This window comes from Micromonospora sp. NPDC049004, from assembly GCF_040649315.1.
Taxonomy (GTDB): Bacteria; Actinomycetota; Actinomycetes; order Mycobacteriales; family Micromonosporaceae; genus Micromonospora.
In genome coordinates this window covers 89,186-107,185 of record NZ_JBEZFG010000008.1, presented here as the reverse complement: position 1 = coordinate 107,185, position 18,000 = coordinate 89,186, and the positions used below count along the sequence as shown (strand labels likewise).

The 18,000-nt window shown below is 73.7% G+C and carries 17 protein-coding genes; 9 read left to right on the top strand and 8 right to left on the bottom strand.

Going from position 1 to position 18,000, the window contains the following annotated elements:
* Positions 1-106 precede the first annotated feature (106 nt).
* From AB0B97_RS23595 to serS, 5 genes are all read left to right on the top strand, one after another.
* Complete coding sequence (locus tag AB0B97_RS23595; protein WP_357496456.1) at positions 107-556, top strand: hypothetical protein; 450 nt, start codon at positions 107-109, stop codon at positions 554-556.
* Positions 553-1,701, top strand: a complete 1,149-nt coding sequence (locus tag AB0B97_RS23590; protein ID WP_357496454.1) for an alcohol dehydrogenase catalytic domain-containing protein — start codon at positions 553-555, stop codon at positions 1,699-1,701. Before AB0B97_RS23595 ends, AB0B97_RS23590 begins: the two co-directional genes overlap by 4 nt.
* 49 nt (positions 1,702-1,750) lie before the next feature.
* Entirely contained in the window at positions 1,751-2,956 is a 1,206-nt protein-coding gene (locus tag AB0B97_RS23585; RefSeq protein ID WP_357496452.1) for a saccharopine dehydrogenase NADP-binding domain-containing protein, read from the top strand.
* Between the two features lie 25 nt (positions 2,957-2,981).
* Entirely contained in the window at positions 2,982-4,091 is a 1,110-nt protein-coding gene (locus AB0B97_RS23580; RefSeq protein ID WP_357496450.1) for a MerR family transcriptional regulator, read from the top strand.
* Positions 4,092-4,186: 95 nt separating this feature from the next.
* Entirely contained in the window at positions 4,187-5,470 is a 1,284-nt protein-coding gene (serS, locus tag AB0B97_RS23575) for a serine--tRNA ligase (RefSeq protein WP_357496448.1), read from the top strand.
* Between the two features lie 19 nt (positions 5,471-5,489).
* On the opposite strand, the gene AB0B97_RS23570 is transcribed toward serS, so the two are convergent.
* The 4 genes from AB0B97_RS23570 to AB0B97_RS23555 are packed head-to-tail and all read right to left on the bottom strand — an operon-like array spanning position 5,490 to position 10,136.
* Positions 5,490-6,362: a cytochrome c biogenesis CcdA family protein gene (locus AB0B97_RS23570; protein WP_357496446.1), complete on the bottom strand. Its 873-nt coding sequence runs from the start codon at positions 6,360-6,362 to the stop codon at positions 5,490-5,492.
* Positions 6,359-6,976: a thioredoxin-like domain-containing protein gene (locus AB0B97_RS23565; protein WP_357496444.1), complete on the bottom strand. Its 618-nt coding sequence runs from the start codon at positions 6,974-6,976 to the stop codon at positions 6,359-6,361. Before AB0B97_RS23565 ends, AB0B97_RS23570 begins: the two co-directional genes overlap by 4 nt.
* Positions 6,977-7,017: 41 nt before the next feature.
* Complete coding sequence (locus tag AB0B97_RS23560; RefSeq protein ID WP_234584438.1) at positions 7,018-8,481, bottom strand: NADH-quinone oxidoreductase subunit NuoF family protein; 1,464 nt, start codon at positions 8,479-8,481, stop codon at positions 7,018-7,020.
* Positions 8,481-10,136, bottom strand: a complete 1,656-nt coding sequence (locus tag AB0B97_RS23555; RefSeq protein ID WP_357496442.1) for a hypothetical protein — start codon at positions 10,134-10,136, stop codon at positions 8,481-8,483. The genes AB0B97_RS23560 and AB0B97_RS23555 overlap by 1 nt, the downstream gene beginning before the upstream one ends.
* 268 nt (positions 10,137-10,404) lie before the next feature.
* Here AB0B97_RS23555 and AB0B97_RS23550 point away from each other — a divergent pair, with 268 nt between their 5' ends.
* Both AB0B97_RS23550 and AB0B97_RS23545 read left to right on the top strand, forming a co-directional pair.
* Positions 10,405-11,850: an alpha-amylase family protein gene (locus AB0B97_RS23550; RefSeq protein ID WP_234584436.1), complete on the top strand. Its 1,446-nt coding sequence runs from the start codon at positions 10,405-10,407 to the stop codon at positions 11,848-11,850.
* A gap of 76 nt (positions 11,851-11,926) precedes the next feature.
* Entirely contained in the window at positions 11,927-12,838 is a 912-nt protein-coding gene (locus tag AB0B97_RS23545) for a L,D-transpeptidase (protein ID WP_357496439.1), read from the top strand.
* 10 nt (positions 12,839-12,848) lie between these two features.
* Here AB0B97_RS23545 and AB0B97_RS23540 read toward each other — a convergent pair whose 3' ends face one another.
* The 4 genes from AB0B97_RS23540 to AB0B97_RS23525 are packed head-to-tail and all read right to left on the bottom strand — an operon-like array spanning position 12,849 to position 16,351.
* Positions 12,849-13,481, bottom strand: coding sequence for a response regulator transcription factor (locus AB0B97_RS23540; RefSeq protein ID WP_357496437.1), 633 nt, complete (start codon positions 13,479-13,481; stop codon positions 12,849-12,851).
* Positions 13,478-14,608: a histidine kinase gene (locus AB0B97_RS23535; protein WP_357496435.1), complete on the bottom strand. Its 1,131-nt coding sequence runs from the start codon at positions 14,606-14,608 to the stop codon at positions 13,478-13,480. The genes AB0B97_RS23540 and AB0B97_RS23535 overlap by 4 nt, the downstream gene beginning before the upstream one ends.
* 26 nt (positions 14,609-14,634) lie before the next feature.
* On the bottom strand, positions 14,635-15,450 hold the full coding sequence (locus tag AB0B97_RS23530; protein WP_357496433.1) for an ABC transporter permease: 816 nt from the start codon (positions 15,448-15,450) through the stop codon (positions 14,635-14,637).
* Between the two features lies 1 nt (position 15,451).
* Entirely contained in the window at positions 15,452-16,351 is a 900-nt protein-coding gene (locus AB0B97_RS23525; RefSeq protein WP_234584431.1) for an ABC transporter ATP-binding protein, read from the bottom strand.
* A gap of 254 nt (positions 16,352-16,605) precedes the next feature.
* On the opposite strand from AB0B97_RS23525, the gene AB0B97_RS23520 reads away from it, so the two are divergent.
* The gene (locus tag AB0B97_RS23520; protein ID WP_357496431.1) at positions 16,606-17,460 is read left to right on the top strand and encodes an alpha/beta fold hydrolase; all 855 of its coding nucleotides are present in this window, start codon (positions 16,606-16,608) and stop codon (positions 17,458-17,460) included.
* A gap of 276 nt (positions 17,461-17,736) precedes the next feature.
* Positions 17,737-18,000 (top strand): hypothetical protein, encoded by a 264-nt coding sequence (locus AB0B97_RS23515; protein ID WP_357496429.1) that lies wholly within the window; start codon positions 17,737-17,739, stop codon positions 17,998-18,000.

Here is an 18,000-nt window from a genome sequence, read left to right as displayed (position 1 = left end):
CCCGGTCGGCGAGCGGTTACCCGGCCCGAACCTGTTCACCCCTTCCGGGCGAGCCCGCTTCACCCGGCCGCGACCGATGATCACGGGACGTGGACCGGGAGGACGGATGGGACCGATCAGACGGCTGGCGCGGGCGAGATCCGCTCTCGGCGCCGGCGCGTGGGCCGGGGCGGCGCGGCTGGTGCGCGTACCGCTGCGGCGTGGCCGGCCCGGCGCGGACCGCTACCGGAGCGCGGCCACCGGGTGGGAGGTCGTGACGGTGGACCGACCCCCGGACCAGGTCCTTCCCGGCGGCCGGTGGCCGGAGCCGTTGCGCGACCTGGACGGCGCGGTCGAGGTGCGGGTACGGCCGGCGCCCGGTGACCGGGGCACCGAGTTGGCCGCTCGCCCGCTGGCCGGGGCCGTCGCGGCGACCGGTCTGGCCGCGCATCTGGTCGGCGACGACCCGCGACTGCTGGTCCGCCGGACCCTGCGGCAGGTCAAGCAGCGCGTGGAGGCCGGCGAGGTGCTGCGCGCGGACCGCTCGGCACTGGACCGCGGGGCGGCCCGCGGGTGAGGGCGCTGTGCTGGGTGGCCGCCGACGAGCTGGCGGTACGCGAGGTGCCCGACCCGGAGCTGCGCAACGAGCGGGACGTCATCGTCCGCGTCCGCCGCAGCGCCACCAGCGGCGTCGACCTGCCGCTCCTGGCCGGCCGGGACCCGCTGCTGCGCGCCGGTGACGTGCTGGGGACGGAGTTCCTGGGCGAGGTCGTCGAGACCGGTCCGGCGGTCCGGCGACACCGGATCGGCGACCGGGTGGTGGTCGGCGCGAGTGTCGCGTGCGGCGGTTGCTGGTACTGCCGGCGGGGACGGCACTCCTGCTGCGACAACGGGGGCGCCGACGTCGCGAGCGTCGATCCGGACCTGGTGCGTTCGGACGCCGGCTGTTTCGGCCGGCCCCGCGCGGCGGGTGGCTTCGCGGGCGGCCACGCCGAGTACGTCCGGGTGCCGTACGCCGACGTGGGCGCGTTCCGGGTGCCGGACGCGGTCGGCGACGACCGGGCGCTGTTCGCCGCCGACGCGGCGCCCACCGGCTGGCTGGCGGCCGAGCTGGGCGAGGTGCGATCCGGCGACGTGGTGGCGGTGTGGGGCGCCGGGGCGGTGGGTCAGTTGACCGCTCGCGCCGCGACCCTGCGCGGCGCTGCCCGGGTGCTCGTCGTCGACAGGCACGCCGACCGGCTGCGGATGGCCGAGCGGCACGCCGGGGCGGAGACGCTCGACTACCGCAGCACCGACGTTGCGGCGGAGCTGCGGGAGCGCAGCGGTGGACGCGGCCCGGACGTGTGCGTGGTCGCGGTGGGCGTACCGCCGACCAGGTCGGTCGCCGATCGGTTGACCGGCCGGGACGTCGACCGCCCGGACGCGGTGCGCGAGGCGGTGCACGCCTGCCGCAAGGACGGCGTGGTGGTGGTGCTCGGCGGGGCCCCGGGGCACGTGGACGCGTTCGCGCTGGGCGCGGTGACCGACAAGCGGCTCACCCTGCGGGGATCGCGCCGGCCGGACCTGCGCGACGTGCCGATGCTGCTGCACCGGATGGCCCGCGACGAGCTGCGCACCGAGCACCTGGCCACCCACCGGCTGCCGCTCGAGGACGGCCCCCGCGGGTACGCGCTGTTCGCCGACCGTGCCGACGGCTGCGTCCGGGCCGTGTTCACGCCGTGACCGCGCCTGCCGATCGGCGCTGGGCGATGGCGGGTGGCAGACTCGGGGGATGGCTGGGGAGCGGGCGTACGACGTGGTGCTGTTCGGGGCGACCGGCTTCACCGGAGGGCTGACGGCCGAGTACCTTGCCCGGCACGCGCCGCCCGGGTTGCGGTGGGCGCTGGCCGGGCGCAACGCCGATCGCCTCGCCGCCGTGCGCGAGCGGCTCGCCGCGATCGACCCCGCCCTGGCCGACCTGCCGCTGCTCACCGCCGACGTGACCGACGCCGGTTCGCTGCGGGCCGTTGCGGAGAGCGCCCGCGTGGTCGCCAGCACCGTCGGCCCGTACGTCCACCACGGGCAGCCACTTGTCGCGGCCTGCGCCCGGGCCGGCACCGACTACCTGGACATCACCGGCGAGTCGGAGTTCGTCGACCTGATGTACGTCCGCCACCATGCCGAGGCGACCGCCAGCGGCGCCCGGCTGGTGCACGCCTGCGGGTTCGACTCCATCCCGCACGACCTGGGCGTCTGGTTCACCGTCAAGCAGCTGCCCGCCGACGTCCCGATCACCGTGGACGGCTACGTCCGCGCCGGTGGCCGGTTCTCCGCCGGGACGTACCATTCCGCCCTCACCGCGTTCGCCCGGACCGGGGAGGCCAGCCGGGCCGCCCGGGCCCGCCGGGCGGTCGAGCCGCGCCCCACCGACCGTCGCGTGCGGGCGGTGCCCGGCCGGCTGGCCCGCTCGACGGAGCTGGGCATCTGGACCGTGCCGCTGCCCACCATCGACCCGCAGGTGATCCGCCGCTCGGCCGCGAGCCGCCCGGAGTACGGCCCGGACTTTCGCTACCGGCACTTCGCCGCCGTGAAGCGACTGCCGACCGTGCTGGTCAGCGCGGTGGGGCTCGGCGCGGTTGTCGGCCTGGTGAAGGTGCCGCCCACCCGGCGTTGGCTGCTCGGGCGGCTCGCCTCCGGGCAGGGCCCGACCCCGCAGCAGCGGGCGTCGTCCTGGTTCCGGGTCCGGTTCGTCGGCACCGGCGGCGGTCAGCGCGTGATCACCGAGGTCGCGGGCGGCGACCCGGGCTACGACGAGACGGCGAAGATGCTCGCCGAGTCGGCGCTGTGCCTGGCGTTCGACGACCTGCCGCCGACCGCCGGCCAGCTCACCCCGGTCGCGGCGATGGGTGACGCGCTGCTGGCCCGGCTGGTCCGGGCCGGGCTCACCTTCCGGGTGATCGAGCAGGACGAGACGACCCCGGCACGCCCGGCGGCTTGACCCTCGACCAGGTCGAGGGGGCAGGATGCCCGACGTGGTGAGCGACCTGCACAGCATCGGCGCGTTGGCCCGGGCCAGCGGCCTGACCGTCAGCGCGCTGCGCTTCTACGACTCGGCGGGTGTGCTGGCGCCGGCCCTGGTCGATCCGGTGACGGGTTACCGCTGGTACACCGACGAGCAGATCGGCCCGGCCCGGCTGGTCGCGGGGCTGCGCCGGGTCGGCATGCCGGTGCCCGAGATCGCCGCCGCCGTCCGCGCCGAGCCGGCCGAGGTGCACCGGCTGCTCGACGCGCACCTGCGCCGGCTTGCCGACGGGCTGGCCGACGCCCGCCGCGAGATCGTCCGGCTCCGGGCTCTGGTCGACCCGACGCCCACGACGCTGACCACGCTGCTGCTCTCCCCCGCCGAGCTGGCCGCCGCGCTCGACGCGGTGCGCTTCGCCGTCGGCGTGGACGCGGAGCTGCCGGCGCTGTCCGGCGTGCTGCTCGACGTCGAGCCGGACGGTGTGCGGCTGGTCGCCACCGATCGGCACCGGCTCGCGCTGGCCCGGGCCGGCGCGGCCGTCGACGGGCCGCCCGCGCGGGTGCTCGTGCCGGTGGACCTCGTCGACCGGCTACGCCGGCTGCTCGACCCCGCCGACGCCCGGCCGGTGCGGCTGACAGTGGCCGGCGTCGACCTGGCGGTGACGGTGGCCGGTCGGACGCTGACGGGCACCGCCCTGCCGTACGACTTCCCGGACTACCGTCGGCTGCTGCGCGAGGCGGTCGGCGCCCGGCCGGCCGCGTACCGCATCCCGGTGGACGTGGTGGCGCTGCGCGCGGCGCTGCGCGACCCGGCCGCCCCCACGCTGGCTCGCGAGTACGCCGGCACGCCGCTGGCGGTCTCCGTCCTCGGTCTCGACGACCACGGCGGCCTGCGCCTGCTGCACCCGGCCGAGCTGTCCACGGCCGACCCGACGCCCGATCCCATGCGCGGGCTGCGGTTCGGGGTCAACGGCGGGTATCTGCTCGACGCGCTGGACGCGGCCGGCGGCCCCCAGCTGGTGCTGGAGCTGGACGGGCCGATCGCCCCGCTGGCCCTGCGCCGGCCGAACGACGAGGACACCTTCTCCGTGCTGATGCCGATCCGGCTGTAAAACCCGTCGCGCTCCCCGTAGTCGGGTGGAAACGTGCGCGACGGTAGCATCTGATGGTTCACCAGTGAACCCCGGACGGAGGCGTACGGAGCAGCATGCTCGACATGGAGTTGATCCGGAAGGATCGCGAGGCGGTGGCGACCGCGCTGGCGAAGCGTCTGGATCCCGCCGAGGTCGATCGGGCCCTGGACGAGATTCAGCGGCTCGACCAGGAACGGCGTTCCCTGATCACGGAGATCGATGCCGACCGGCAGCGCCGCAAGGCGGAGGCCCGGGCGTACGCGCAGGCGAAGCGCGCCGGCACCGAGCCGCAGGTCACCGCGCCTGAGGCGGAGCGTAAGCAGCTCGCCGAGCTGGAGTCCCAGTTGGACGAGGTGCAGGCCCGGCTGCGCGACGCGATGAGCGAGCTGCCGAACCTGCCCAGCGACGACGTCCTGCCCGGCGGCAAGGAGGCGAACCGGGTCGTCAAGACCTTCGGCGAGCCACCGGCGATCGAAGAGGTCCGCGACCACGTGGAGCTGTCCCGCGCGCTGGGTCTGGTCGACTACGAGCGCGGCGTCAAGCTCGGCGGCTCCGGCTTCTGGATCTACACGGGGGTCGGCGCGCGGCTGGAGTGGGCGCTGCTCAACTACTTCGTCGACCAGCACATCAAGGCCGGGTACGAGTTCCTGCTCCCGCCGCACCTGCTGCTCGACTCGGCCGGTTTCGCCGCCGGCCAGTTCCCCAAGTTCTACGACGACGTCTACCACCTGGACTCCGACTCCGCGCCGCGCGGGCAGTTCCTGCTGCCCACGTCGGAGACGGCGATCCTGGGCGCGTACCAGGACGAGATCCTGGAGACCACGAAGCTGCCGTTGAAGGCGTTCGCGTACACGCCCTGCTACCGGCGCGAGTCGGCCGGGTCGCACTCGGACGAGCGCGGCACGGTGCGCGGGCACCAGTTCAACAAGGTGGAGATCTTCCAGTTCACCCTGCCCGAGCAGGCGGACGCGGCACTGGAGGAGATGCTCGCCCACGCCGAGAGCCTGGTCGAGGGGCTGGGTCTGCACTACCAGCGGACGCTGCTCTCGGCGGGCGACGCGAGCGCCTCGATGAAGAAGACCCTCGACATCGAGGTGTGGATGCCGAGCACGGGCAAGTACAAGGAGGTGTCGTCGGTCTCCTGGGCCGGCGACTACCAGGCCCGCCGGGCGGCCATCCGCTACCGCGAGCCGGGCGCCAAGCAGACCCGCTTCGTGCACACCCTCAACGGCTCCGCGCTGGCCACCAGCCGGCTCTTCCCGGCCATCCTGGAGCAGAACCAGCAGCCCGACGGCAGCGTCCTGATCCCCGAGGTCCTCCAGGACCGCCTGGGAACAGACCGCCTGACCCCCCGCTGAACCCTGCGTCGATCATGAGTTATTGCCCCTCACCTCGGCGTGTCGGGGCAATAACTTCATGATCAACAGGGCGGCGGCGGGTCAGGGCTGCCAGGGTCAGCAGCGCCGCCAGGGTCGTCAGGAGCACCGCCGGGCCTACCGTGTCGACGGTGTCGGCCAGGGCGTGCTGCACCTGCGAGGCCGCGCGGATGATCGGATCTTCGAGGGCTTCCCGGCGGCCGGCGGCCAGCCGTAGCTCGTACCAGCCGTACCAGGCGACGTACCCGCCCGCGAGCAGCAGCACCAGGCCGCTGAGCCGGGGCACCAGCGCGCCGGCGACCCGCAACCGGGCCACCAGCGAATCGCGCAGCAGCGCCACGCCGAGCGCGGCGACAGCGACCACCAGACCCATCCCGAGGGCGTACGCGCCGAACAGCGCCAGCCCGCGGCCGGTCGAGCCGGCCTGGAGGCTGGTCACCACGATGGCCAGGAACGGTGCGATGGCGCAGCCCAACGACGCCAGCGCGTACGCCGCGCCGAACAGCGCCATCGACGGCCAGGACCTCGTCAGCCGGGGCGCCCGCGCGGACCACCCGGGCGCGGGCAGCCGCCGACCGGCGAGCAGCCAACAGCCGGCCACCACCAGCAGCAGCCCGAGCGCCACGGTCAGCCACGGCAGCCGGGGACGCAGCCAGCCGGCCAGCGGCGCGAGCGCCAGGCCGAAGGCGCCGAAGACCACCACGTACCCCAGGGTGAGCCCGGCCGCCGCGGTGAGCGCGCGGCCGACCGCGCCGCGGGCGTCCGACGCTCCGGCGACCAACAGCGAGAGGTACGCGGGCAGCAGCGCGAAGCCGCACGGGTTGACCGCGCCGAGCATGCCGGCGGTCAGCGCGAGCAGCAGCGGGGCGGTCACGCCCCGGCCAGGGCGGCGACGCGGGCGCTGAGCGCCTCACCGTCCAGGAAGCCCTGATGGACGACAGTGCCGTCCCGGTCGATGATCACCAAGATGCTCTGCTCGGTCACCGCGAACCGCTTCCAGAGCACGCCCTTGCGGTCGTCGATCTGCGGCATGTCGCCGAGGTCGAACTCGCTGACGAAGTTCTTCATGTCCCGCTGCTCGCCGAGCCCGGCGACACCGACGATCGGCACGGTGTCGCGGTAGCGGGGCGCGATCTCGGCCACCGTCCACGCCTGGCTGGCGCAGGTGGCACACCACGGCGCCCAGAACCAGAGCACCACCGGCCGGCCGGCCAGTCGCGTCGCGTCGAACGCGCTGCCGGTGAGGGTGGTGCCGGTGAAGCGCAGGATGTCCGGGACCGGGGCCGACGCGGCCGACGGTGCGCCGGTCGCGGGGGCAGCCGGGGTGGCCGCGGAGCTGGCCGGGGTCGGCGGGGTCCCGGCGGCGGTGGCGTCGGGCGGCACCGTGCCGGTGCAGGACGCCGTGGCGAGCAGGGCGGCGACGAGCGCCCCCACGATGGCGGCGCGGGGCGGGTACGCCGCCGCTGTCCACCCGATCGGCTTGCGCATCCGCAGCTCCGTTCGACAGGTGTGGTGGTCAGTGCCCTTCCTTACTCGGCCTTCGCGAGACGCAGGGCGAGTTCCGGGCAGACCTTGACGGCCTTCAGGGCGCCCTCGCGGAGCCAGGTCGGCACGGGTGTGGTCGGGAACGCCGGATAGCCGTTGCCGTCCAGCCGGATGAAGTCCGGCACCACGTGCGCGCAGAGGCCGTGCCCGTCGCAGCGGGACCAGTCCAGGGTGAGCTTCTGCGGGTTGGGGTCGGGTGCGCCGGGCAGCCCCATGACGCCCTTGACCCGCCGGCCGCAGCCGTCGCCGGTGCTGTGCAGCCGCAGGTCCTCGGCGAAGACCTCGATCGCGGAGAGGGCGAACCGCGCCGTGCCGTCCGGGTGGCTGCACGCGCCGCGGCCCTTGACCTCGCCGGCGGCGGCCCGCACCACGTCGGCCGGTTGGCTGCCCGCCACGGCCAGGTCGACAGCGCGGGCCAGGTCCGGCAGGCCCATCTTGCACGGGCCGCACTGGCCGGCGGACTCCCCGGCCAGGTAGCGCACCACCTGGGCGGCCTCGCCGAGCGGACAGGTGTCCACACCGATCGGGACGATGATGCCGGCGCCGAGGGTGCCGCCCACCGCGGCCAGGCCCTTGCGGGAGACCTCGGCCTTCTCCGCGGCCTCCGGGGTGATCCACTTGCCGTGGTAGCCGCCCATCAGGATGCCCTGGACGTCCGGGACCTCGCACAGGTCGAGAACGTCGCGCAGCGGCATGCCCGCCGTGCACTCCACCACCGCCGGCCGGCCCGCCGCGCCGGTCACCGTGAGCAGCACGGTGCCCGGCTCGTCGTCGGTGCCGAGCGCCGCGTACTCGTACGGGCCGAGTCGCGCGCCGACGGCGAGCTGGGCGTACGTCTCGGCGTTGGACAGCAGAGTGGGCAGACCGCCGACGCCCGAGTCGCTGGAGCGCTTCTTGGTGCCCGGAGGGATGTGCGGCAGCCCGTTGATGCCGTTGACCAGAGCACCGCCCTCGCCGGAGATGAACCGGTGCGGCACGGTGACGATTGTTGTCGGCACCGGCATCCGGCGCTCCGCGAGAGCCTCCATCAGCGAGTCCCGGCCGACACCGTCGTCGGCGACGCCGATGACGATCTCCTCAGCGTCCAGCGCGTACGCGGCCAGCGCCGCGCCGTCGAGGATCAGGTGCGGAGCGCGGGTGAGCAGCACCTTGTCCTTCCAGCTGGCCGGCTCGCCCTCGGTGGCGTTGACGACCACCACCGCGGCGAGGTCCTGCCGCTCGCAGGACTCCAGCACGGCGCGCAGCTTGCGGGCGAACGGGAAACCCGCCCCGCCCTTGCCCTTGAGCTGCATGCCCTCGACGAGCCGGAGCAACTGCGCCGGCTCCATCGGACCGATCGGCCCGTGCACCTCCTCGTGCGCGGCCAGGTCGAGCCGGCCGAACTCGGCGAAGCCGGCGGTCAGCCGAGGCTCACCGACGCAGGCCACCGGCGGCACCGTCGTCCGCATCACTTCGCCTCACCCCGCAGCCCGGCCCAGTACGCCCCGTCCACGGCGTCCGCGCTGGCCTTGCGGCGCTTGGCGGACCGGCCCTCGCCGGAGGCCCGTCGGGCCCTCCGCGACGCCAGGTCGACGAGGGTGGGGGTGTCGTCGACGGGCGGCGGCACCTCCTCGGGCACGTACCGCGCCGGCGGGCGCCAGTAGTCCGGCTCCTCCGGCAGGTCGTCGTCGACGCTGTGCCGGCCGCTGCCGCTGCGCGGCGCCGCCGAGATCGGGCCGGCCGAGATCGGCTCGGCGGAGACCGGGCCGGCGGAGATCGGCTCGGCGGCCTGCCAGCGACGCGGGCTGTCCCACGGCTCCTCCGGCTCCTCGACCACCCGGCGGGGCGGCGCGGAGTACCGGGTGCCCTCGTCCTCGGAGCGGGACCGGCGGCTGCCGCGCTCGGCGGCCGGCTCCTCGGCGCGACGGCGTCGGGTCGGGGCGGCCTCCTCGTCCCGGTCCCGGCTGCGCGACGCGCGCCGCCGGGTCACCGGCTCCAACTCCTCCTCGTCGCGGAGACGGGTGCCGGTCTCCTCGACACTGCGCCGGCTCGACCGGCGGGTCGTGGTCTCCGCCTCGTCGCGCCGTCCACGCGTCGGTCGGTCGGCGTCCTGCCGAGCCGCCGGCGCCTCGTCCCGCCGTCGTCGACTGGGCCGGGTCGGCTCGACGAGCGAGCCGGGCTCGGGCACCACCGGAACGGTGAACCGCTCGGGTTCGCGCCGCCGGGGGCCGGCCGGGGCCGTCCAGGTGGCGGTGGTGGCCTCCGCCCAGGCCGGGCGCTTGTCCTCGCTCGTGTCCCGGCGGCGGCTCAGGCCGGCCAGCAGCGAGCGCCCGCGGCTCTCCTCGGTGCCCCGCCCGGCCAGCACCGCGTTGCGCACGGCGGCCTGGTGCTGCTCGCGGCTGCGCCGGCCGATGGTGACCGAGAGCCGGACCAGCAGCGCAAACACGACAAGCAGGACGCAGGCGAGGTAGCTGAGCACCACCCAGGACGCCGCGGCCCGACCGGCGTTGAGGCCGTGCAGGATCGCGAAGGGCCAGGCGAGGTACGCGGCGGAGTGCAGGGCCCGCCAGAGCCACTTCGGACCGACGCCGGCGAAGCGGGCCCGGATGATGCCGGTCCAGATCACGCTGACCATGAGCAGAGCGGCCACCGTGCCGAGGCCGACGTAGAGGCCGCGGCCACCGACGAACGGCACCAGCGAGTCGGTCGCCGCCGCGCGACCGGTAGCGATCTTGGTGAGGACGTGGAAGAACAGTCCGGCCACGCCCAGGACGCCTGTGGCGCGGTGCGCCGACTGCATCAGCACCCGGTGCGAGATGCCCAGCACCAGCCGGTCGGTGGCGAGCAGGCCCAGCATCACGGTGAGACTCAACGACACCAGGGAGATCACCCCGGCGAAGAACTCGGTGAAGAAGAAGCCGTACGCGTACGCCGTCTGACCGGCGCCGGTCAGCATTGTCGCCGCCCAGAGCGCGGCCAGCACGGACGCGATCAGCAACGTCGTCGCCGAGCGCGACCGGGTCCGCACCCCCCGACTGCTGGTGCTGGTCCGGACCTCGGTGGCCTTCTGGTTCTGCTTTGCCCGGGCCATCTGCTCCTCGATCGTCTCGCGGCGGCGTACCACCGGCCGACCCCTGCTCCCCCATCCAGTACGGACCGGCGGGGCGAGCGGATCACCCGAGGACGGAAATTTCTGGGCCGGATCGAACCGACCGACGCCGGGACGCGTGTAGCGGCCACCATGGACAGTGATCACCGTCCATGCATTGACAGTCGTTGCAACACGCTTGTAACCTTTCGGCAAATTTCAGCATGGGTTGCAAGATTCGAGCAACCGATGCGATTCCCCCGCCGCACCACCACCCCCACCCCCGCTCCCGTCAGGAGTCCCGATGCACCGACGTCGACGCGGCTCGGCGATCCTCGCCCTCGGCCTGGTCGCCAGCCTGCTCGTCCCCCTCACCGCGACGGCACCCCCGGCCGCCGCCAGCCCGTCCGGCGCCAAGAAGGTCATCGTCCAGCTCTTCGAGTGGAACTGGCCGTCGGTGGCCAGCGAGTGCCAGAGCACGCTCGGCCCGAAGGGCTACGGCTACGTCCAGGTCTCGCCCCCGCAGGAGCACGTGCGGGGCAACCAGTGGTGGCTGGCGTACCAGCCGGTCAGCTACCGGATCGAGTCCCGCAAGGGCACCCGGGCCCAGTTCCAGTCGATGGTCAACACCTGTCACGCGGCAGGCGTGAAGGTGCTCGTCGACGCCGTCATCAACCACATGTCCGGTCAGGACAACGGCGGCACCGGCTGGGCCGGCTCGTCGTACTCGCACTACGACTACCCGGGCATCTACCAGACCCAGGACTTCCACCACTGCGGGCGCAACGGCGGCGACGACATCGCCAACTACAACGACAGGTACGAGGTGCAGAACTGCGAGCTGGTCAACCTGTCGGACCTCAGGACCGAGTCGGACTACGTCCGGACGAAGATCGCGTCGTACCTCAACGACCTGCTCTCGCTCGGCGTCGACGGCTTCCGGCTGGACGCCAGCAAGCACATGCCGGCCGCCGACATCGCCGCGATCAAGGCCAAGCTGTCCCGCTCGGCGTACCTCGTGCAGGAGGTCATCTACGGCGCCGGCGAGCCGGTCCAGCCGACCGAGTACACCGGCAACGGTGACGTGCACGAGTTCCGCTACGGCAAGGACCTGGCCCGGGTCTTCCGCTCCGAGCGGCTCGCCTACCTGAAGAACTTCGGCGAGGGCTGGGGGCACCTGCCCACCGGGTCGGCCGCGGTGTTCGTGGACAACCACGACACCCAGCGCGACAGCAGCGGGGTGCTGACCTACCGCGACCGGGGGATCTACGCCCTCGCCAACGCCTTCATGCTGGCCTGGCCGTACGGCTCGCCGACCGTCATGTCCAGCTACACCTTCAGCAACCGCGACGCCGGCCCGCCCTCGGACGGCAACAACAAGACGCTCAACACCGCCTGCTACTCCGGCTGGGAGTGCGAGCACCGCTGGCCGGTGATCGCCAACATGGTCGGCTTCCGCAACGCCACCGAGGGCGCGGGCATGGCCAACTGGTACGACAACGGCAACAACCACATCGCGTTCAGCCGCAGCGGCAAGGGCTTCGTCACGCTCAACGACGAGGACTCCGCCGTGAACGGTCGCTCGTACTACACGGGGCTGCCCGCCGGCCGGTACTGCGACGTCATCCACGGCACGTACGCGGGCGGCACGTGCAGCGGACCGGTGATCACCGTGGACGGTAACGGCTGGTTCGCCGCGAACGTTCCGGCGCACGACGCGGTGGCCATCCACATCGGCGCGCGGGTCTGACCGACTCCGGGGCCTCCGGCCGGCGGGTATCGCCGAACCGGGGGCCCCGGACCGTCCACAGCCATAAAGTGGTTTGGTGCCGTTTGACCGAATGTCCCCGTACCGCCGCCGTGCCGGCTGGATCGCCGCCGGCATCGCCGTACCCGTGCTGCTGGCCGCCGCGCTGCTGGTCGGCCAGGCTCTCACCCCACGCTCGACGGCTCCCGAGAGTCGAAACGTGGTGGCAGCCGATCCGACGCCGAGCAGCGTCGAGCAGAGCCCGGAGGAGTCGGTCCCGCCGGCCGCGCCCGCCCCGGACGGCCTGCCGGTGCTCGACTACGACCCCGCACCCAGGGGTTTTCCCGCCGACCCGGCCACGATGGACGTCACGCCCCTGACCGAGGGCGTGCACCCGACCCGGCGGATCGCCGCGTACGACGCGCCCGGCGGACGGCCGCTGGCCTTCCTCGAACCGACGCTCGCCGGTGTCGAGCTGACCGTGCCGATCGCCCAGCGCCGGGTCGGCTGGACCGCCGTCCTGCTGCCCTCGGCCAACCGGCGCCTGGCCTGGCTGGCACCGGGCGGGTTCGACACCGTGGCGCTGCGCGACCAGATCGTGGTGGAGCGCAAGGTGCACCGCCTCACCTGGTACCGGGCCGGCAAGGCGGTGCGCTCCTGGGAGACGAGCCTCGGCCAGTCCGGGCAGGAGACGCCGCTCGGGCGGACCTTCGTCCTGGGCCGCACCCCGCCACCCGAGGAGGTCTACGGCGGGGTGGACATCTACGCCCTCGGGTCGGTGCCCGATGATCCGGAGGCGGTGCCGACCGGCCTCAAGGGCGCGCACATCGGCCTGCACACCTGGCACAACGACGACGACCTGGGCGAGAACACCACCAACGGCTGCATCCGGGTCACCCGCAGCGGCCAGCGGGAACTGCTCGCCGAGGTCCGACCCGGCAGCAGCCTGGTGGTCGTCGACCAGCTCCCCACCCCACCGCCGACCGCCTGAGCGAGGCCGCTCAGTCGCCGAGCAGCCAACCGTTCTGCTCGGCGATGCGCACCGCCGCCGCCCGGTTGCGGGCGCCGGTCTTGCCGATCGCCGCGGACAGGTGGTTGCGCACCGTCCCCTCGGACAGGTGCAGCGCCTTCGCCAGCTCGGCGACCGCGCCACCGGCGCGCGCCGCCCGCAGCACCTCGGTCTCCCGCTCGGTCAGCGGGCTCGCCCCGGTGGCCAGGGTCTCCGCGGCCAGCGTCGGGTCGACCACCCGCAGGCCCGCGTGCACCCGGCGGACCGCGTCGGCGAGCTGCCGGGCCGGGGTGTCCTTGACCACGAAGCCGTTCGCGCCGGCCTCCATGGCGCGACGCAGGTAGCCGGGCCGACCGAACGTGGTCACCACCAGCACCCGGCACGCCGGCAGCGCGGCCCGCAGCGCGGCGGTGGCGGCGATCCCGTCCAGGCCGGGCATCTCCACGTCCAGCAGGGCCACGTCGGGCGTGTGCTGGAGCGCTTCGGGCACCACCTCGTCGCCCCGGCCCACCTCGGCCACGACCGTCAGGTCCGGCTCCAGCGAGAGCAGGGCAGCCAGCGCGCCCCGCACCAGCGCCTGGTCGTCGGCGAGCAGCAGCCGGATCGGCGCCGGCGAGCCGCTCACCGGGCCTCCGCCGGGGCGTGCACCCGCAGCAGGAAACCGCTGCCGTCCCGCCGCCGACCCACTGTCACCACGGCATCCAACCGGCGGGCCCGCTCCCGCAGACCCACCAGCCCGTACCCGGCGGCGTCGGGAGTGGACGGCCCCCGACCGTCGTCGCCGACCTCGACCCCGTCCGGGCGCACCCGGATCGTGCAGCACCGCGCCCCGCTGTGCCGGACCACATTGGTCACCCCTTCGCGCACCGCCCAGCCGAACAACCGGTCCCACTCGGGCGGCAGCTCCGGCGTCTCGGCCGGCACCTGGGCCGCAATGCCCGCCGCGGCGAGGGCGGACCGCGCGCCGGCCAGCTCACCGGCGAGGGTGACCTCCCGGTACGCCCCGACGGTCTGCCGCACGTCCGCCAGCGCCGCCCGCGCCAGCTTCTCCACCTCGGCGATCTCGGCGGCCGCCCGGACGGTGTCGACCTCGATCAGCCGCCCGGCCAGCTCGGCCTTGATCGCCACCACGGTCAGCGAGTGCCCGAGGATGTCGTGCAGGTCGCGCGCGGCGCGGGCCCGTTCCTCGGCGACCGCGAGCCGGCCGATCTCCTGCTGCGCGGCCTGCAACTCGCTGTTGCGCTGGGCCAGTCGGGACACGCCGAACATGGCGAACGAGGCGAGCAGCACCGCGAAGACGATGCCGTTCTCCGCCTCCCAGCCCGGCACCAGCCAGGACGCCAGCGCGGGAGTCACGGCGCAGAGCGCCACGGTGACCGCCGCCTCCCACGGCGGCAGCAGGAACACCCCGGCCGCGGCCACGTAGACCAGGGTCGCCAGCCAGTCGCCGTCGGTGCCCGGGATGCTCGCCAGGCCCACCGCGAGCAGCACCAGCAGAGCCACCCGTGCCCGCCCCGCCGGGATCGGCAGCAGCAGCTGGCGCAGCCGGCGGGCCCACTGGAACAGCAGCACGTAGCCCAGACCGAAGACGACCAGGGCGGCCACCCCGACGACCCGCCGCCACGGCTCCGGCTGCTGCAGTGCCGTGGAGATCGGCACATTGAGGAAGAACAGCCACACGGCGGCCAGCAGCCAGCCGATGTACCGCCAGTGGCGGTTCATCGGCTGGGGCTGCCCCGTCGGGAGGTCCATCGGCTCCACGCTAGCGGTCGCGGCGGTCAGACCCGAGCGGTGTCCCGGCGGAACAGCCGGGCCGCGCCGACGCCGAAGGCCACGGTCCAGAAGACCATGTTGGCCACCCCGGCCATGCTCACCCCGTCGCCGGTCAGCGGGGCGCGGGCCAGCTCACCCATGCCGTACACCGGGGTGAACTTCGCGACCTGCTGAAGCACGTGCGGCAGCACCTCGACCGGCACGAACAGCCCGCCGAACATGGCCAGCACCGCCAGGATCGGCCCGATGAACTGCATGACGTTCTCGGCCGGCACCAGGTAGCCGATGAACAGACCGAACGCGGCGAAGACCAGCGAGCCGAGCCACGCGGCGAGCCCGGACAGCAGCCAGACGTCCAGCGGGAGGCGGACGCCGGCCGCGGCGCCGACCACGAACTCGATGACGACCGCGATCAGGCCGAGGGTCATCGCTGTGGCCACCTTCGTCGCCACGTAGGCGGTCGGGCGCAGCGGGGTGAGCCGCAGCTGCCGGCTCCAGCCCAACGCGCGCTCGGTGGCCACCGCGCCGCCCGCGCTGGTGGTCGCCACCATCGCCGCGTACACGGCGAGGCTGATCATGACGTACGCCGTCACGGGTCGGCCGTTGTCCAGCGTCTGCCCCCGCTGCGGCAGGCCGAAGATGAGGAAGAAGACCGCCGGCATGATCAGCGTGAAGGCGAGGGTGCGGCGGTTGCGCAGCACCCGGCGCAGTTCGATGCCGAGGACGGCCGGGGCGAAGCCGCCCATCGCGGGCAGCCGGCGGTCGGGCTGGGTTTGACTGTCGGTGCGGGTGGCGGCGGGGGTGGCCGGCAGGGTGGACATCTCAGGCTCCGATGCGCTCGGTGGTCAGGGCGAGGAAGGCGTCCTCGAGGTTGCGGGAGGTGATCTCCACGTCCCGGGCGGCGGTCCGGGTGAGCAGGTGACGGGCGATCGCGTCCGAGTCGCCGGTACGCACGAGGACGCTGTCGCCGCGTACCTCCACGGCGTCCACGCCGGGCAGCGCGGCGAGCGCGGCCTGGTCCGCGCCGGGCAGGGTGGCCCGCACCGTACGGCCGGCGGCCAGGTTCTTGATCTCCGCGGTGGTGCCGTCGGCGACGATCCGTCCCTGCCGGACCAGCACGATCCGGTCGGCGTACGCGTCCGCCTCGTCGAGGTAGTGGGTGGCGAAGATGACGGTCCTGCCGTCGCGGGCGTCGCGGCGCAGGGCCTGCCAGAAGTCCCGGCGGCCCTCGACGTCCATCCCCGTGGTCGGCTCGTCGAGCACCATCAGGTCCGGGTCCGGCAGCAGGGCCAGGGCGAAACGCAGCCGCTGCTGCTGACCGCCGGAGCACCGCCCCACGATCCGGTCGGCGATGTCGGCGATGCCGGCGCGCTCCAGCACCTCGGCGGCCGGGCGGGTGTGCCGGTAGAAGTGGGCGGTCATCCGCACGGTCTCGCCGACGGTGAGGTCCTTGAGCAGCCCGCCGGTCTGGAGTACGGCGGCGACCCGACCCCGGGCCACCGCGTCGTCGGCGGTACCGCCCAGGACACGGACCGTGCCCGCGTCCGGGCGGGCCAGGCCGAGCAGCATGTCGATGGTGGTGGTCTTGCCCGCGCCGTTGGGGCCGAGGAACGCCACCACCTCGCCGGGCTGCACCCGCAGGCTCAGCCCGTCGACCGCGGTGACCGTACCGAAGGTCTTGGTGAGGCCGTTCAGCTCGACGGCCGGATGCGTACTGGTCATGGCATAGATGCTCCGGCGTCGCGAAGGTCGGCTCCCGGAGCGGCCGTCACGTTCCGGCCGTGACATTTGTCAGGGCCCGGATCGCATCGGAGAGGAACGGGCCGGCGAGCGAGGACCGCGGCGAGCGTGATGCCTCCGTGTCATCAATATGCCCCTGAGTCATCACGCTCGCCGCCACATCCGCCCCCAACCGAGGCATCGCGGGCGCGGCAGCGGGTAAGCGCGCCCGGACGCCGCGACACCGGGAGGACGCGATGGGTGCCACGCCGCAGGGCCGGGTCGACACTGTCGTGCTGATCCACGGACTCTGGATGACCCCGCGCAGTTGGGAGGGGTGGGCCCAACGGTTCACCGAGCGCGGGATGCACGTCATCGCCCCCGCCTGGCCCGGCATGGACAGGTCGGTGGAGCAGTTGCGCGACGACCCCAGCCCGATCGCCGAGCAGAGCATGGCCACCATCGTCGCCCACTACGACCGGATCATCCGGGCGCTGCCTCGACCGCCGATCATCATGGGGCACTCGTTCGGTGGGCTGTTCGCCCAGGTCCTCGCCGACCGGGGCCTCGGCGCGGCGGTGGTGGGGGTGCACCCGGCGGCGATCAAGGGAGTGCTCAAGGTGCCGCTGAGTCAGCTGCGCTCCGGCTTCCCGATCCTGCGCAGTCCCGCCAACCGAAGCAGGGCTGTCCCCTTCACCCCGGACGACTTCGCCTACACGTTCGGCAACACCATGAGCCGGGAGGACTCCGACCGGGCCTGGCAGCGCTACGCCGTCCCCGGCGCCGGCCGGGTGTTCTTCGAGGGCGCCTTCGCCAACGTCGACCCGCGCTCACCCGCCCGCGTCGACGTCGGGCGCAACGACCGGGCGCCGCTGCTGCTGATGGCCGGCGGAGAGGACCACGTGGTGCCGGCGTCGGTGGTCCGCACGAACGCGGGGCTCTACCAGAAGTCCCGGGCGCTCACCGCGTACGAGGAGTTCCCCGGCCGGTCGCACTTCACGGTCGGGGCGCCCGGCTGGGAGGAGATCGCCGACTACGCGCTGGACTGGGCGCTGCGGGCGGCGGCGCTGCCCCGGGAGGCGACGATCGCCAGCGAGGCCCCCCGCCGCTGAAGCGCCGGTCCCAGCCATCGCATCGGTCATCGCCGTCTCGCCAACCGCCGCGAGCATGCACCGTCGTGGTCGGCCCGGCCACGTTCGCCAGCTCGGCCGGCAAGTAACTCGGCGTAGAGCGGCATGACACACAGGTATAAATATTCCCCTGTGTCATACCGCTCTCCGCACCAGCGCCTCGGGGCTGCGGACAGTACTTGGTGTCGGTTAGTGTTCGTCCCTCCACGGAACGTACGAACGTGATTCGCGTCGCGCGTAGTCGACCAGGAGGACAGCATGGCCAGCATCGAACAAGTGAAGGCCGCGCTCGCCCAAGCAGCCGACCAGAGCAACACCACGACAAACCAGATCCGCGCTGCCATCGAGAGCACCGAGCAGGTGCTGGCCCGCCTACGCGCGGTGGCCGCCGGCACCGGTCACCCGACGCTCGGCGAAGCCATCGCCCGCGCGGAACAGAGTAAGCAGCGGCTGGTTGAAGCGGCCACCATCATGCAGGGCAGCAGCCAAGCCGCCCGGCAGTACATGAGCGTGCTGGGCTGA